The organism is Paraburkholderia tagetis, from assembly GCF_022213065.1.
Lineage (GTDB): Bacteria > Pseudomonadota > Gammaproteobacteria > Burkholderiales > Burkholderiaceae > Paraburkholderia > Paraburkholderia tagetis.
The window spans coordinates 1-14,385 of record NZ_JAKLJA010000011.1 but is presented as its reverse complement, the minus strand read 5'-3'; the positions used below and the strand labels follow the sequence as shown (position 1 = coordinate 14,385).

At 63.4% G+C, this 14,385-nt stretch carries 16 protein-coding genes; 4 read left to right on the top strand and 12 right to left on the bottom strand.

Annotated features, from left to right (window positions below):
- Window positions 1-120 precede the first annotated feature (120 nt).
- Window positions 121-588 carry a YaiI/YqxD family protein gene (locus tag L5014_RS15375; protein ID WP_238464593.1) on the top strand — a complete coding sequence of 156 codons (468 nt, stop codon included), beginning with the start codon at window positions 121-123 and terminating at the stop codon, window positions 586-588.
- A gap of 211 nt (window positions 589-799) precedes the next feature.
- Here the strand turns inward: L5014_RS15375 and infA are convergent, their stop codons facing one another.
- The 3 genes from infA to gntR form a co-directional block, all read right to left on the bottom strand.
- Window positions 800-1,063: a translation initiation factor IF-1 gene (infA, locus tag L5014_RS15370; RefSeq protein WP_238464592.1), complete on the bottom strand. Its 264-nt coding sequence runs from the start codon at window positions 1,061-1,063 to the stop codon at window positions 800-802.
- 347 nt (window positions 1,064-1,410) lie between these two features.
- Window positions 1,411-1,614, bottom strand: coding sequence for a cold-shock protein (locus L5014_RS15365; RefSeq protein ID WP_028216504.1), 204 nt, complete (start codon window positions 1,612-1,614; stop codon window positions 1,411-1,413).
- A gap of 217 nt (window positions 1,615-1,831) precedes the next feature.
- The gene (gntR, locus tag L5014_RS15360; protein WP_238464591.1) at window positions 1,832-2,860 is read right to left on the bottom strand and encodes an HTH-type transcriptional regulator GntR; all 1,029 of its coding nucleotides are present in this window, start codon (window positions 2,858-2,860) and stop codon (window positions 1,832-1,834) included.
- A 138-nt stretch (window positions 2,861-2,998) separates the two neighbouring features.
- Here gntR and L5014_RS15355 point away from each other — a divergent pair, with 138 nt between their 5' ends.
- A complete protein-coding gene (locus L5014_RS15355) occupies window positions 2,999-3,541 on the top strand; it encodes a gluconokinase (RefSeq protein ID WP_238464590.1) in 543 nt (180 codons plus the stop codon).
- Between the two features lie 156 nt (window positions 3,542-3,697).
- Here L5014_RS15355 and L5014_RS38625 read toward each other — a convergent pair whose 3' ends face one another.
- Window positions 3,698-3,832 (bottom strand): hypothetical protein, encoded by a 135-nt coding sequence (locus tag L5014_RS38625; protein WP_274389381.1) that lies wholly within the window; start codon window positions 3,830-3,832, stop codon window positions 3,698-3,700.
- 279 nt (window positions 3,833-4,111) lie between these two features.
- Between L5014_RS38625 and L5014_RS15350 the strand changes: the two genes are divergently transcribed.
- Window positions 4,112-4,546 (top strand): phosphate-starvation-inducible protein PsiE, encoded by a 435-nt coding sequence (locus L5014_RS15350; protein WP_238464589.1) that lies wholly within the window; start codon window positions 4,112-4,114, stop codon window positions 4,544-4,546.
- On the opposite strand, the gene L5014_RS15345 is transcribed toward L5014_RS15350, so the two are convergent.
- Window positions 4,543-5,796, bottom strand: coding sequence for a M20 aminoacylase family protein (locus tag L5014_RS15345; RefSeq protein ID WP_238464588.1), 1,254 nt, complete (start codon window positions 5,794-5,796; stop codon window positions 4,543-4,545). The two genes, L5014_RS15350 and L5014_RS15345, sit on opposite strands and share 4 nt — an antisense overlap.
- A 130-nt stretch (window positions 5,797-5,926) precedes the next feature.
- Window positions 5,927-6,943, bottom strand: a complete 1,017-nt coding sequence (locus tag L5014_RS15340) for a 1-aminocyclopropane-1-carboxylate deaminase (RefSeq protein WP_238464587.1) — start codon at window positions 6,941-6,943, stop codon at window positions 5,927-5,929.
- A gap of 205 nt (window positions 6,944-7,148) precedes the next feature.
- Here L5014_RS15340 and L5014_RS15335 point away from each other — a divergent pair, with 205 nt between their 5' ends.
- Complete coding sequence (locus L5014_RS15335; RefSeq protein ID WP_238464586.1) at window positions 7,149-7,673, top strand: Lrp/AsnC family transcriptional regulator; 525 nt, start codon at window positions 7,149-7,151, stop codon at window positions 7,671-7,673.
- 4 nt (window positions 7,674-7,677) lie between these two features.
- On the opposite strand, the gene L5014_RS15330 is transcribed toward L5014_RS15335, so the two are convergent.
- From L5014_RS15330 to L5014_RS15305, 6 genes are all read right to left on the bottom strand, one after another.
- Window positions 7,678-7,881 carry a hypothetical protein gene (locus L5014_RS15330; RefSeq protein ID WP_238464585.1) on the bottom strand — a complete coding sequence of 68 codons (204 nt, stop codon included), beginning with the start codon at window positions 7,879-7,881 and terminating at the stop codon, window positions 7,678-7,680.
- 66 nt (window positions 7,882-7,947) lie between these two features.
- Window positions 7,948-8,931 (bottom strand): transcriptional regulator CynR, encoded by a 984-nt coding sequence (gene cynR / locus L5014_RS15325; RefSeq protein ID WP_238464584.1) that lies wholly within the window; start codon window positions 8,929-8,931, stop codon window positions 7,948-7,950.
- A gap of 188 nt (window positions 8,932-9,119) precedes the next feature.
- Window positions 9,120-10,544 carry an efflux transporter outer membrane subunit gene (locus L5014_RS15320; protein ID WP_238464583.1) on the bottom strand — a complete coding sequence of 475 codons (1,425 nt, stop codon included), beginning with the start codon at window positions 10,542-10,544 and terminating at the stop codon, window positions 9,120-9,122.
- Entirely contained in the window at window positions 10,538-11,437 is a 900-nt protein-coding gene (locus L5014_RS15315) for an efflux RND transporter periplasmic adaptor subunit (RefSeq protein WP_274389380.1), read from the bottom strand. Before L5014_RS15315 ends, L5014_RS15320 begins: the two co-directional genes overlap by 7 nt.
- A gap of 1 nt (window position 11,438) precedes the next feature.
- Window positions 11,439-11,666, bottom strand: a complete 228-nt coding sequence (locus L5014_RS15310) for a DUF1656 domain-containing protein (RefSeq protein ID WP_238464581.1) — start codon at window positions 11,664-11,666, stop codon at window positions 11,439-11,441.
- Complete coding sequence (locus L5014_RS15305; protein WP_338019289.1) at window positions 11,663-13,726, bottom strand: FUSC family protein; 2,064 nt, start codon at window positions 13,724-13,726, stop codon at window positions 11,663-11,665. Before L5014_RS15305 ends, L5014_RS15310 begins: the two co-directional genes overlap by 4 nt.
- Window positions 13,727-14,385 lie beyond the last annotated feature (659 nt).

Genomic DNA, 14,385 nt, shown 5'->3' with positions numbered 1-14,385 from the left:
ACGTGGCATGCCTGTTTTCCGCGGACGACGAAACCGAAGCGCACCATCAGCAATTGCTCGCCGACCATTCAAAACATCGCTGAATATATAATCGCGTCGTCATGTACGGGAATTACCCATATGCAAGTGCTGGTTGACGCTGATGCTTGTCCTGCCGTGATCAAGGACATGCTGTTTCGGGCCGCGCGGCGTGCCGAAGTATTGGTGACGCTGGTTGCCAACCAATATTTGCGCACACCGCCGTCTCCGTTTATCAAATCGATCCAGGTGCCGGCGGGTTTTGACGTGGCCGATGCCCGTATCGTCGAGCTCGTCGCGTCGGGCGACCTGGTGATTACCGCGGATATCCCGCTCGCCGCCGCGGTAATAGAGCGGGGCGCACAAGCACTCGATCCGCGCGGGAACTGGTTTACGCGTGAAAATATTCAGGAGCGCTTGACGATGCGCGACGTCATGGATCAACTGCGCAGTGCCGGCATCGATACAGGTGGGCCGGCGCCGTTCAGCGCGCGCGACAGCAAGGCGTTTGCGAGCCAGCTTGACCGGTTCCTCGCACGACACAGAACGTCGCCTCGCGAGACCGATTGATTCCGCGCTGATATCCGCACGGTTTAGCGCCGCAGTTGCAGTTGGTTGGGGCGCGAACTGGAAGCGGATCGAACAGGTGATTGTCTGGGCTTGCCAGGGCTTTATTGAACGGGCCGCCGCTCAAACGCAGCGCAAACGCAGCACAAACGCAGCGCCGCGCCATGCAGGCGCGCCCGCGTGCGTTTGGGGCGTTTCGGGACCCTTGGCGCGCTTAGCGGCGGCGCATGGCGGGGCGCGGTCCGGTAGGCGCGCGCTCGTCTTTGTGCCGGAAGTTGATCCGGCCTTTCGTCAAGTCGTAGACCGACAATTCCAGCGTGACCCGGTCACCGGCAAGAATGCGAATGTGATTCTTGCGCATGCGGCCCGATGCATACGCATTTACCACCACGCCGTTCTCGAGCGTGACGCGGTATTTGCTGTCCGGCAGCACTTCGTCGACGACCCCGTCCAGTTCCAGTAGTTCTTCTTTTGCCAAATCAATACCTCCAGAGAGCGTGATGCTGCGTCGATGCAAGACGCCGGCGAATACGCCGACGATTGCAGTTGCAGTTCAAGGCCCCGGATTGCCCGGGGAATGCGCTCGAGTGACGCTGTCGATGAAACCATCGGTTCTCCGCCGACAGGCGGGAATCTGATATCGAGTAGCGAGCGCGAAGACCGCGCGAGCCATAGAACCATACCGCACCGTTAGCCTGCGGGTGCAGCGGGAGCGGGAATGCAGGAAATATGGCTGGCGAGCGTGGCGTGCGAGCGCCACGGTAAGGCGGGAGAATCGCGTCCGCCCAAAGCAGGAGAGCAGCGGGAGGACGCGATTCGAAAGCGTTACTGCGGCGTGATGTTCGAAGCCTGGAGGCCCTTCGGGCCGCGCTTCGTTTCGTAGCTGACCTTCTGGCCTTCTGCGAGGGTCTTGAAGCCCGTGCCACGCACTTCCGAGAAGTGTGCGAACAGGTCGTCGCCGCCCTTGTCCGGCGTGATGAAGCCAAAGCCCTTGGTGTCGTTAAACCACTTGACGGTACCGGTTTCCACTAGATATTCCTTAAACAGACGAATAAAGATGCACGCCCTCGAAAAAAGGGCGAATCAAAGATCAAAAAGAAGAGGTCAACGAGAGCCGCGTATAACAGTCATTGCGGCTATTGATGAGCAATCGAGCAATTTGGAGACTTAGATATGGGACGGTACGCGGTACACGGTGCCAAGTCAAGTGCTTTCTCGATGGATGCCGACATCTCGTGTCACTCGCTCAAGCGCTTTCGCGCACCACCAGTTCGAAGCCCAGATCGACCGCCGGTTTTGCGATCGGCTCGCGCTCGATCATGGCGAGCAGCAGGTTGGCCGCCACGCGTCCCATTTCCGCTCTCGGCGTGCGAACCGTGGTCAGGCGCGGCACGCAGTCGGCGGCGCCGGCCAGGTCGTTGAAGCCGACAATGGCCACCTGCGACGGCACCTCGATGCCCTGGCGGCGGGCCTCGAACAGTGCGCCCTGCGCGAGGTCGTCGTTACCGAAGAAAATGCCGTCCACGTCGGGGCGGCGTTGCAGCAGTTGCCGGAACAGATCGCATCCGAGCCCGATCGACGACGGCGATGGCGTGAGCACTTCGAGATCGGGGTCGTAGAGGTCCTGGCGCCTGAGCGCCTCGCGAAAGCCCTCGGCGCGCTGCATGGTCCGTGAATCGAGTTGCGCGCCGACAAAAGCATTGCGACGGCAGCCACGTTTCAGCAGATGCCCCGCAACGGCCTCGCCGGCTTGCATCTGCGAGAAGCCGACGCAGTGCACGCCCGCGCCTTCGTCGAGCTCCATGATGTGCACGCAGGGCACGCCGCTCGCCGCGATCAGGCGCCGCGCGCTTTCCGTGCGGTCGAAGCCGCTGACGATCAGGCCGCTGGGCGGCGACGCCAGGTAATGGCGGATCAGGTCTTCCTCCGCGTTGCGCGAATAGTGCGAGTTGCCGATCAGCACTTCGTAGCCGCGCGGACGCAGCACGGTGTGAATCGACTCCAGCACGTCCACGAACACCGCATTCGAGATCGACGGAATCACCACAGCGACGGCGTCGCTGCGCGAGGATGCGAGCGCGCGGGCTGCGGGATTCGTGACGTAGTTGAGCGCGGCGGCGGCGGCCTTGACCTTCTCCACATAGTCCGGGCCCACGGAGCCCACGCCGCGCAGGGCGCGCGACGCCGTAATCGTGCTCACGCCGGCGCGACGAGCCACCTCTTCGAGCGTGGGCCGGCCGGTGCTGCGGGTTTTCCTGAGTGTCGATGTCGCCATGATCGATTAGGATAGCGCTGTCTTGCACCCCGCGCAAGCGTAGTGTCCCTTATTGACGGGCCGCCACGGATAGTACGCGAAGGTGCACTTTTTTTGCGAACGTGAGATAGCGCTATCTCAGCATTCAGGGAGCCTCGAATGACCCGGCAAATTTCATCTCTCGTCGTCATGGGCGTGGCAGGTTGCGGCAAGAGCAGCGTGGCGCGGGCCGTTGCCGAGCAGGTTGGCGGCGTGCTGATCGAGGGCGATGCGTTCCACCCGCAGGCGAACGTCGACAAGATGGCCCGCGGTATCCCCCTCACCGACGAGGACCGCGCAGGCTGGCTCGACCGGTTGTCCGTGGAACTCGAGCGCGTCGCGAGCCGGGGAGAGCGCGCCGTGCTGGCGTGCTCGGCGCTCAAGGAGCGCTACCGCGACCGGCTGCGGGCGGCCACGGCGTCGCTCGGCTTCGTATTTCTCGAGCTGCCGCAGTCGGAGGCGCTGCAGCGTGTCGCGCAGCGCGAGGATCATTTCATGCCGGCGTCGCTGGTCGAAAGCCAGTTCGCCGCGCTGGAGCCGCCGGTCGCCGAGCCGTTGACCCTGACCGTCGACGGCACGCGCTCGCTGGCCAATATCGTCGCGGATGCGGTTGCGTGGTGCGCGAATGTGCAGATGCAACCGGATTTCGCGTCGGCTGCATGAGATAGCGCTGTCTCATCGTCGGCTGGAGCGGCCGGCGTAACGGCGGACCGCGCCCGGGAACGGGCGCAGCTGTGCCGGTCCGGCGCCGCCGCGGCGCAAGGCACACAAGCGCGCGGCGTCTGGCGCTCCAGACCGGGTTTTACTGAATCAGCGGATTTAGTAGCGGCGTTGCGCTTCTGCGAGCAGTTCGCAGTATTCCAGGTGGCGGTTGAGTGCCTTGACGCCGAGGCGGCCAGTTGCCTCGAGAGCGTGAGTTACGGTAGACGAAATTGCGGCGATGAGCGCGGCCATGCTGTCCTCGTTTGGCTAGGGTAGTTACCTAAGGGTTAACCCTATTATAGTGATGCCTTGCGGGAAAGCAAGGACAGAGCGAGCAATGGAGGGCCAAACCGCCAATTTGCGGGGCGCGCGCCGATTGACCGTTGCGCTACCGCCACATTCCGCAGATGAAAGCCCGACGCTTGGGCCGCAGCGCCTCGCCCGCGCACTTTACCGGCACGATTTCTCAAAATTCATCGTCTCGCGTTACGATTCCTCGTTCCGACTGACTATTCAATGGGTTGAAGGAACATGAAATACGAGAGCGCCTTGCAAAAGGCGATCAAGGGACGTCTCGAGCGCGCGATGGAGCTTGCGGAGCTATTCGGCCTCGGGATTATCGGCATTGGCACCGTTGCGGCAATGGTTCATCTGATCTGGCGGATGGTGAATTCCGACGGCGTCACGCTGACCGATCTGCTGCTGATGTTTCTCTATCTGGAAGTCTTCGCGATGGTCGGCCAATACCTGAAGGCCGGCCAGTTGCCCGTTCGCTTCCCGCTTTACATCGCGATGGTGTCGATCGCGCGAGATCTGATTCTTCGCTCGGGATCGAATACGGAACTGCATCTGCTGGCGTCGGCGGGCGCGATCGTGCTGATCGCGCTGGGCGTCCTCTTGATTCGCTACGGGCGGGCGAAATATCCAAGCGATACGGGTGGGTCGAAAAACGAAGGGGTTAGCTAGGGCCGGTTATTAGCGTGAGCAGGCCTTGGAGGAATGGGGCGCGCGTCGCTCAAAAAGCGTTCGACGAGACGCGTCCAGAACGCCGCGCCAACGGTGAGATTCTCGTCGTTGAAGTCGTAGCGGGCGTTGTGCAGCATCGGCTGGCCTTCGCCGTTGCCGAGGCGCACGAAGCAGCCGGGACGCTGCTGCAGGTAGTACGCGAAGTCCTCGCTGCCCGCGATGGGCGGGAACGGCGCGATGATGCGCCCCGGCCCGACCAACTCTTCGGCCACCTGGCGCGCGAACTCCGTTTCGGCTTCGCTATTCACGAGCACCGGATAGCCGCGGATATAGTCGATCTCCGCGCTCGCGCCATAGGCTTGCGCCTGCGATTCGACCAGCCCGCGAATACGCGTTTCGAGCGTCTCGCGCACTGCCGGCGAGAACGAGCGCACGCTCATTTCCAGCACGGCGTCCTCGGGAATCACGTTCGGCGCGAAGCCCGAGTGGAACGAGCCCACGGTGATCACCGCCGCTTCGTTCGGGTCGACATTGCGCGACACCACCGATTGCAGCGCCATCACGATGCTGCTGCCCACCAGTACCGGGTCGATCGCCAGATGCGGACGCGCGGCGTGGCCGCCGCGCCCGGTAATGCGCAACTTGACCGTGTCGCAGGCGGCCATCAACGCGCCGCTGCGAAAGCCGAAGGTGCCGGCCGCCACGCCCGGGTGATTGTGCAGCCCGAAAATGGCTTCGCACGGGAAGCGCTCGAACAGGCCATCGGCGATCATGCGCACGGCGCCGCTGTCCGAGCCGGCTTCTTCGGCGGGCTGGAAGATCAGGTGCACTGTGCCGTCGAAATTGCGCGTCTTCGCGAGTTGCTGCGCCGCGCCGAGCAGGACGGTGGTGTGGCCGTCGTGGCCGCACGCGTGCATCTTGCCGTCGTGGATGCTCGCGTAGTCTAGGCCGGTCTGCTCCTGGATCGGCAGCGCATCCATGTCGGCGCGCACGCCCACCGTGCGTGCGCTCGTGCCCACCTTCAGCGACCCGACGACTCCATGGCCGCCGATATTGCGCGTCACGTCGTAGCCCCACGCCGCGAGCTTTTGCGCCACGAATTCCGAGGTATTGGCTTCCTCGTAAGTGAGCTCGGGATGCTTGTGGATGTGATGACGGATCTCGCCGAGTTGCTCGCGGGCATCGGCCAGATCGGCAACTTCGCAATAACGGCTTTCGCGGCTTTCGCGGCTTTCGCGGCTTTCGCTCATGGGGTGATGGCTCCTGAAAGGGGCGTGGACGCGGGGCGTCGAGTCTCGTGGGGTGGCGTGCCGCTCGGGCTGACGCCTTGAACCCGTGCAGCGCCGAGTATATTGCACCGACGCCATACTCACCCGTCGCTCACCCGTCACGAAACAGGAAGCTGTACGCGCTGAGCGCGGGCACGCCGCCCAGATGCGCGTACAGCACCTTCGAACCCGGCTCGAATTCGCCAAGGCGGACCTTGTCGATCATCCCGTGCATCGATTTGCCTTCGTAGACGGGATCCGTCAACACGCCTTCGAGCCGTGCGCACAGGCGGATGGCCTCCAGCGTGCCTTCGTTGGGCAAGCCGTATTCGGGGCCGCCGAAGCGCTTGTCGAGCACCACGTCGCTCTCGCGGATATCGCGCCCGAGATCGACCTGCTCCGCCGTATGACGCGCGATGCGCGCGATCTGCGCATGCGTCCTTTCCGGCGTCGCCGAGGCGTCGATGCCGATGACGCGATCCGCACGTCCATCGGCTGCGAAGCCGACGACCATGCCCGCCTGCGTGCTGCCCGTCACCGAGCACACGACGATGTAATCGAACTTGAAGCCGAGTTGTGCTTCCTGTTGGCGCACTTCCTCGGCAAAGCCCACGAAGCCGAGGCCGCCGAGCGGATGCTCGGAGCAGCCGGCCGGGATCGGATACGGCTTGCCGCCCGCCTTGCGCACGCTGTCGAGCGCCTCCTCCCAACTCGGGCGAATGCCGATATCGAAGCCGTCGGGCACCAGCCGCACGTCGGCGCCCATCATCCGCGACATCTGGATATTGCCGACGCGATCGTAGACGGCATCCGCGTAATTCACCCAGTTCTCCTGAACGAGTACGCACTTCATGCCGAGATGCGCGGCCACGGCGGCGACCTGGCGCGTCTGGTTCGACTGGATGCCGCCAATCGAGACCAGCGTATCGCAGCCTTGTGCGAGCGCGTCAGGAATCAGGTATTCGAGCTTGCGTGTCTTGTTGCCGCCGAACGCGAGGCCGCTGTTGCAGTCCTCGCGCTTCGCATAGAGCTCGACCTTGCCGCCGAGGTGCGCGGAGAGGCGCTTGAGCGGCTGGATGGGCGTTGGCCCGAACGTCAGCGGATAGCGGGGAAAGCGTTGGAGGTTCATCGAATGTCTCCGGAAGAGTTGGCGCACGCGGGGAGCGGCGGCGGTTGGGGCGCAGTTGGGCCGCCATTGCGGCGGGCGTCCGCTCGACCAATGCTAAGCCGATGCCAGCGAAATGTGCTTGCGAAAAAAATCGACAAAACCTACTTTAGATACGGATATTTGGTTAGATGGACACAATTGATTCGTAATCCAGGAGCAAGACGCAATGAAATTAGGCAAGAGATCGGCAACCACTGCGACAACCAGGGCCGCAGCCACGGCGGATACGCTGCCGGCACTGGATCGCATCGACCGCGCGATCCTCAAGCATCTGCAACTGGACGCGTCGATCTCGAATGTGAGCCTGGCGGCCAAGGTGAAGCTGAGCGCGCCCGCGTGCCTGCGGCGCGTCGAGCGACTCAAGGAGATTGGGTTGATACGCGGGATCGTCGCGTTACTGGATCCGAAGGCGCTGGGCGCGGGGATGCTGGTCGTGATCGGCTTCGTGCTGGACCGCTCGACGCCCGAGGCGTTCAGCGCATTCGAGAAAGCAGCGCGCAAGGTATCGGGGTGCGTCGAGTGTCACGTCGTGACCGGCGAGTTCGACTACTTCATGCTCGTGCGCACGCGAGACAACGAGAGTTTCAATCAGCTTCACGCAGAGCAGTTGCTGTATCTGCCCGGCGTGCGGCAGGTGCGCAGCTTCATGGTGCTCAAGGAGATTCTCTCGACCCATGCGCTGCCGTTGTGATGTGCTACCGGCGCTCATGCTCGCGATCGATCAGATCGGCGCAGGCGAGCGACATCGTACCCGCGCGGCTGAGTCCCTTGCGCGTGGCTACATGATCGAGCGCCGCGAGCAGATCGGGGTCGATCGAGACGATGATGCGCACCTTGTTTTTACGGGCCGAGGGCGGTGGTGTACTGGCTGGCGGTGTGGGGTATTTTCTGGCTGACATGGAATGGGTCGACGAGAATGCACGGTCAGGTACGTTCGAGCGTGAGTCCGGCTCGCGTACCCACGCTTATGGCTCGCGCCGATCGTGCGGAAGTTCGGGGCTCATGGCCGTGCCGTGACCGATCCGCTGCGTCAGTGTGCGTAGCGACGAAAGACAGCCGTTGCTGAGCATCTCGAGCACCGTGGCCGTGAAGGCCGCGGCGGCGGTGGAGCGGTACGCGCGCCTCGACCTGAGAAGCGCGGTCGTGCGCACGGGAAACGCGGGATCCAGCGAAACGTATTGCAGGTCGCGATGCTCGAATTCGATGGTGCTCGGCAGGATCGTCGCAATCTTTCCACGGCTCACGATCTTGAGCACCGCGCTGATCGAATTCGCCTGCAGGGCCACGGTGGGCCGCATGTCGAAGGACTGGAAATAGCTGTCGACATAGAAGCGCGAAACGAAACTGGTCGTCAGCAGCGCGAGTGGAATTTTGGCGAACTGGTTCAGCGTGATGGGCGTGCGTTGCTGCGCGAGCGGATGCGTCTTGCCGACCACCAGCATCAATTGCTCGGGAAACAGCGGCTCCGCTTCGATTTCCTCGGAGCGCACGTCGACGAAGCCGAACGCGAGATCGACCTGATCGTCGATCAGCGCGCTTTCCACGGAGTCCAGCGACATCTCGGTCATTTCGACCACGATGCCCGGATACAACTCGTGGAAATGCTCGATGACCGGAGCGACGAGATATTCGGTGAAGGTCGGGGTAAAGGCGACCCGCAACTGGCCGCGCGAAAGGTCGTGCACGTCCTGCATGGCGCGCTGCGCGGTGAGCAGGTCGTTATAGGCGCGGCGCGCGTACTCCAGATAGACGGCGCCGAAATCGGTGACGCGAACCACGCGCCCGCTGCGATCGAACAACTGCGCGCCGACTTCCTCTTCCAGTTGCCGGACCCGCTGCGAGAGCGCCGACTGGGACACGCATAACGCATCGGCTGCGCGCGTGAAGTTGCGATGCTCGTCGATCGCGAGCAGATAGCTGATGTTCCGAAGAAGTGGATTACGCTGCATGGTCCTCTTGCTCCGCTGGTTGGATGATGGATCGTTGGCCGGGTCTTTCTCGCCATCGTTTGCGGAGCGGCCGCGAATGTCTTCGTGTGGCGCGCGGTGTGGTGCAGGAGGATGATTTTCGAACATCGAGCGAAAGGACGGTTGATGACGGGCGCCCGGGGCAGGCTCGACGAATACGTTAGACAGGTTCATTGCCATCCACCTCCGAGTGCCAGAAACGTTGAAATCTGGTTGTTATTGACGTCCGCTTGCGCAGCCGCGACGGCGTTTTCGGCGGCAAGCCAGGTGCGCTGCGCGTCGAGCGCTTCGAGGCCGCCGACTTTCCCGCCGCGCCAGAGCTGGTCGGTTCGGTCGTTGACCGAGCGTGCCGCATCGCGCGCGGACTCGAGCCGTTGCAGCCGGTCGAGCGCCGCAGCGTAATTATCCAGCGAAGTTTCCGTTTCGCGTAGCGCAGTCAGCACTGTGCTGTCGAAATGGGCGAGGCTCACGCGGCTTCCTGCGCGAGCGGCTTCGATGCGGTCGCGGATTGCATCGCGATGCAGATCCCAGCTCACCATCGGGCCCACGGCGAAGCGGTTCGTGAGCGGGGTGAAGAAGCTGGCGGCGCCGCCCGTCGAGCCAATCGATGCGCCAATCTTGATGTCGGGATAGAGCGCTGCCGTTTGCACGCCGATCTGCGCGGTGGCGGCGGCGAGCTGGCGCTCGGCGGCGCGAACGTCGGGGCGCCGGCTCAGCATCGCGCGTCCGTCGCCGCTCGGAATCAGCGTCGTGAGCGCGAGCGGCGTATGGCAGGCGAGCAGGGAAGGGTCGTACTGCTCGGGCGGCTTTCCCATCAAGGTGGCAAGGCGGAATGCGGCATTGAGCTTGCGCGCCTGTAGCGGCGCGAGCTGCGCGCGGCTGCTTTCAATGGCGCTCTGGTCGCGGTCCTGCGTAAAGGACGGCGCGCGGCCATGGGCGATCATTTCGCGCGTGAGTGCGAGACGCCGCTGTTGCACCGCGATCTGCTGTTGCAGGATGTCGAGCTGGTTGCCGGCGTTGCACAGGTCCGAGTACGCGCGCGCCGTTTGCGCGGCCACGTTCACGCGCACGAGGTCGCGCGCCGCGACGACGGCTTCGCGATCGGCGCTCGCGGCCTCGATGCCGCGGCGGATGCCGCCGAAGAGATCGAGGTCGTAGCTGATCGCGATGCCCATGTTGTAGGTCTCGTGCCGGGGCGGCTGGACATGCGAGAGCACGGCCTGTGCGGATTGCTGCGTGTAGTTGGTCGATGCGTCGGCCGCGATGTCGGGCTCGCGGGCCGTGCGTGCCGACGCGAGCAGCGCGTCGCTGCGCTCGAGGTTGGCCTGCGCGGCGCGCAGATCGACATTGCTGGCGAGGGCTTTTTCGATCAGTCCATTGAGGACGGGATCTTCGTAGAGGCGCCACCAGTGATCGGGCAAGGGATCGTTGGTCGCGACCGTTGCGCCCGAAACGAATGCGCCATTGGCAGCGGGCGCATTGACCAGCGCCTGCGGCGGCACTTTATAGTCAGGGCCTACTTCGGCGCACGCCGCGAGGGCCGCGCAGATCGCCGCACAGATCGCCGCAACGCCCATCGCACGCATGCTCACCATGGCAGGCTCCTGCGCACCACGACATCGCCCGCGCGGGATTGAATTTCCACGGAGGCGGTTTGGCCCGGCACGAGACGCACGCCAGGCGGCACCGAGTCGATGGCGATGCGCACCGGAATGCGCTGCGCGAGTCGCACCCATGTGAACGAGGGATTCACGTTGGCGAGCTGCGCATCGCCGCCTTCGCGCTCGCGGTCCTGCACACCGCCCGCAATGCTTTGCACGTGACCGCGGATCGGGTTCGCCACGCCCATCAGATAGACGCTCGCGGGGTCGCCCACATGAATGGCCGGCAGCTTGGTTTCCTCGAAATAGCCTTCCACGCGCAACGACTCCTGACTGACGAGCGCCATCGCGCCTTTGCCTGCGGTGAGATAAACGCCGGGCAGCAGGCCAACGTTGGTCACGGTGCCGTCGACGGGGGCGCGCACGAGCGTGCGTTCGAGATTGAGCGCCGCGAGATCGCGTGCGGATTTGGCTTGTGCGAGCGCGGCGCGCAGTTTCTCGACGCGCGCGGTGCCTTGCTCGGTCGATTCGGTGGCGACGACATCGGGCATCGAGCGGTTGCGCCGGTCTTCGCGCACGGCTTCGTCGTAGTCCGCTTGCTCGCTTTGCAGATTGGCGCTGGCCTGGGCGAGCGCGATCTGATAGCGCGACGGGTCGATCACCAGCAGCACCTGCCCCTGTTTGACCTTCTGGTTGTCGTGCACGCGCACGTCCGTAACGAGCCCGCTGATGTCGGGCGCGATGGGCACGATATCGGCTCGCACCTTGCCGTCGCGCGTGAGCGGCTCGATTTGATAGCGGATCCACAGCGCGTAGATCGCGCCGAGGATGCCCAGGATGACTGCCACGGTCAGGGCGGTGCGGAGGAAACTGGTGAATCGCTGCATGTCAGGAAATGAAGCCGTGCGGGAAACAGGTGTCGGCGAGGCGGGTGATGCCCCACCAGAGCGCGAAGAACGCAGCCAGATCGATCAGTGCCGGATGCCAGAGCAACTGGCGCAACGGCAAGCGCAGCAACGCCCCGCGCAGCAGGAACGTGACAGTCAATGCAATGACTGCCCAGAACAGGGCGGATGGCATATAGACCCCAAAGAGGCGGATCTCTTCGATCATCATGCTGCGGCTCCGTGTGAATACGTTTGCGGGAAAAGATTGCAGCGCATGCCGACGAGCGCCATCAGCGTGGGGTCGCCGCGCTTCGCGGGCTGGCTCGCCACGATGTCGATGGCGCGGTCGAGCGCGTCCAGCAACCGGTTCGTGCCTGGCAGCGGATGATGCGCGGCCAGTTGTGCGCGAAAGAGCGCCGACACCTCGCCGAGCGCCGCTTCGATCGCGAGGCGCACGGGCGCGTCGCGCTGCTCCAGGCCCTGGCGCGCGCGGATGATGTTGCGGCCCACGCGCAGGTCGCTCAGGCCATCGGCTGCATGCAGCTTGTCGTCGGCGTTGGCGAGCGCCATGCGCGCCGCCACCTGACCGAGACGGTCAACGGCCTGGGCTGTCCACGCGTTGGCGGCGAGCGGCTGGGCGGGGTCGGCGAGCTGGGCGAGATCCGCCCAGTTCTGGCGCACGATCCGGTAGGCGGTCCAGCGCGAATTGGCGGATCGAAACAGCTTGGTCACGACGAGCGTGGTCACGATTCCCCCGACCTGCGCGAGCCCGGTGTTCATGAACACTGCGAAGTCGGCCTGGAAGCGGTCGAGAAAACCCATCGCAACGATGAAGCACGAGAGCATGGGCAGCGCACGCGCGGCGCGCGCGGGGTCGGCCTGGATATAGCCCATCCACACGAGCGCGGGCGCGAGCGTCACGATGAGCATGCCGGCGCCGTCCACGTGCGGCAGGATCACGAACAGATAGAGCGCGGCCAGCGGGAACGTCGTGAGCGTCGCAATCAGGTAGCGGCCGATCATGGGCGCGGGGTCGTCCTGAGCCGCGAACGAACAGGTCACCAGCGCCGCGAACGCCGCGGTCGCCGCGCCGTTGGGCCACGCGAGCAGGATCCACACGGCGCAATAGATCATGATGGCCGTGGTCATCGCGGCGCCGGCCAGCAGCGCCACGCCGTGATCGCGCGCGAGCGGGAAGTTGTCGCCGCCGCTTGCGACGTGCTTCTGGATCTCATGGTCGAGATCGCCCTCGGCGAATGCGCGCACGAGGCCGCGCGCAATGTGCAGCGTCTCGACGAATTCGGCGGTGCGCTCGAACAGGTTGGCGGCGAGCAACGAAGTCCACTCCGTGCTGCGCAAGTGCTTCGCGGCCAGCGCACGGCAACGCGACACGAGGCCTTCGTCGAGCGCTTCGGCAACATCCTGCGGGGACTTGAGGCTGTCGATCAACGAGCCGACCAGCGCCTCGGTTTCGGCATCGACCGCATTCAAGGCACGCAGTTGCTCGAGCCGATTGGCGGCCGCCGATGCAATCGAAAGCAGCACCGCGAGCCGGTGCTGCAATTCGCGCACCGTGTCGCGCGTGGCATGGGCGAAGCGCGGGTCGTAGCGCAGATTCACGGCCATCATGCCGAGCTCCGTCACGTCGACTGCCAGCTTGCGGCGGTGCTCGTACTCGAACCGCGTGTGGTGCGTGCCGAACGCCTCGGCGGTCCAGCGGCACGCATCGGAGAGGAAGGCGAGTGCGCGCTCGTGAATGACCTCACGGATGTCGACGGGCCGAAGGATCCGGTGTGCGATCGTCACGCAAAGAATGGCCACCGTCATTTCCTCGACGCGCGAAATGGTCGTCGTGAAAATGTTCGAAGGATCATCTAGATAGGGAAAGCAAATGACTGCGGAACTGAATGCGGCCATCTGAAACAGGAATGCCCGCGGCGTGCGATCGAGTACCGCCAGATAAATGCACAGCCCAATCCAGATTGCGAGGCATAAAACCAGTAACAGAGGGGAATTCTGTAAATTGGGCGCCACCAGAATGGTGACGAAAGCCCCTGTGGCAATACCCGCGAGACGGTAAATCGTTCTGGGGCGAAATGCGCCGGCCATTGGCTGCGCCGTCACATAAACCGTCAAAAGCGCCCACCACGGACGCGGCAAACTCGCCGCGAACGAGATAATAAGCACGAGCGCCGCCGCGAGAAAAGTGCTTAACGAGAAAGACAGCTTTCCAAAATCGACAGTGAATGGGCGGCGCGACCGAAGCGGCGCGGCAGAGGCGTGCGGCACAGGGAATCCTTTGGCAAAACAACTGATGAATACGTCAAGCGCGTAACGAAGAGCGGCTGACTACGCCAGATGAAAGCGCCACATCGAGGGTTCCGGGTGGCATGCGCCAGGATCGGCAAGGGGGAGGGCGAGACCGGTGTGGAGAAAAGGAATCCACACGAAAAAGTGGGTACTTGAAGGCATTTCCAGCACTAATGCGCCATCTTGTTATTGAACCGTGAGCCTGGCGATGCGCATTCGAACTAACCGGGGCTACGACGAACCCGAACGAAAGGTACGGGTTTTACTCGATTGCAACGGGAGAAATTGTGCCTGTTCTGGATCATCGCGTCCAAGATGGATTTCCGAAGATGACGATCGGTTTAGCTTATGGAAGCCATCGTGCGCCTCCTCTTCAGTGCGGATGCGCGCGCGTAAATAACACAAAAGACTAATGCCAGGTTCATCGAAGATGAAAATAATGCCGCGCGCAAAAAATTTAGATTGAAAGGATTTTGTCAATATTCGGGAAATCCATATTATCGGTTTACCTAATGGACTCGTGAGTGCCGAATTCGAGCCCATTTTCGGCTAGGTTCCCAGTCGGAACATCTCGAATGTCTCGGGGTCCTGCCTTTCTGTGATGAATTTTGCGAAGAAATGGGTTCCGGTGCTATTCA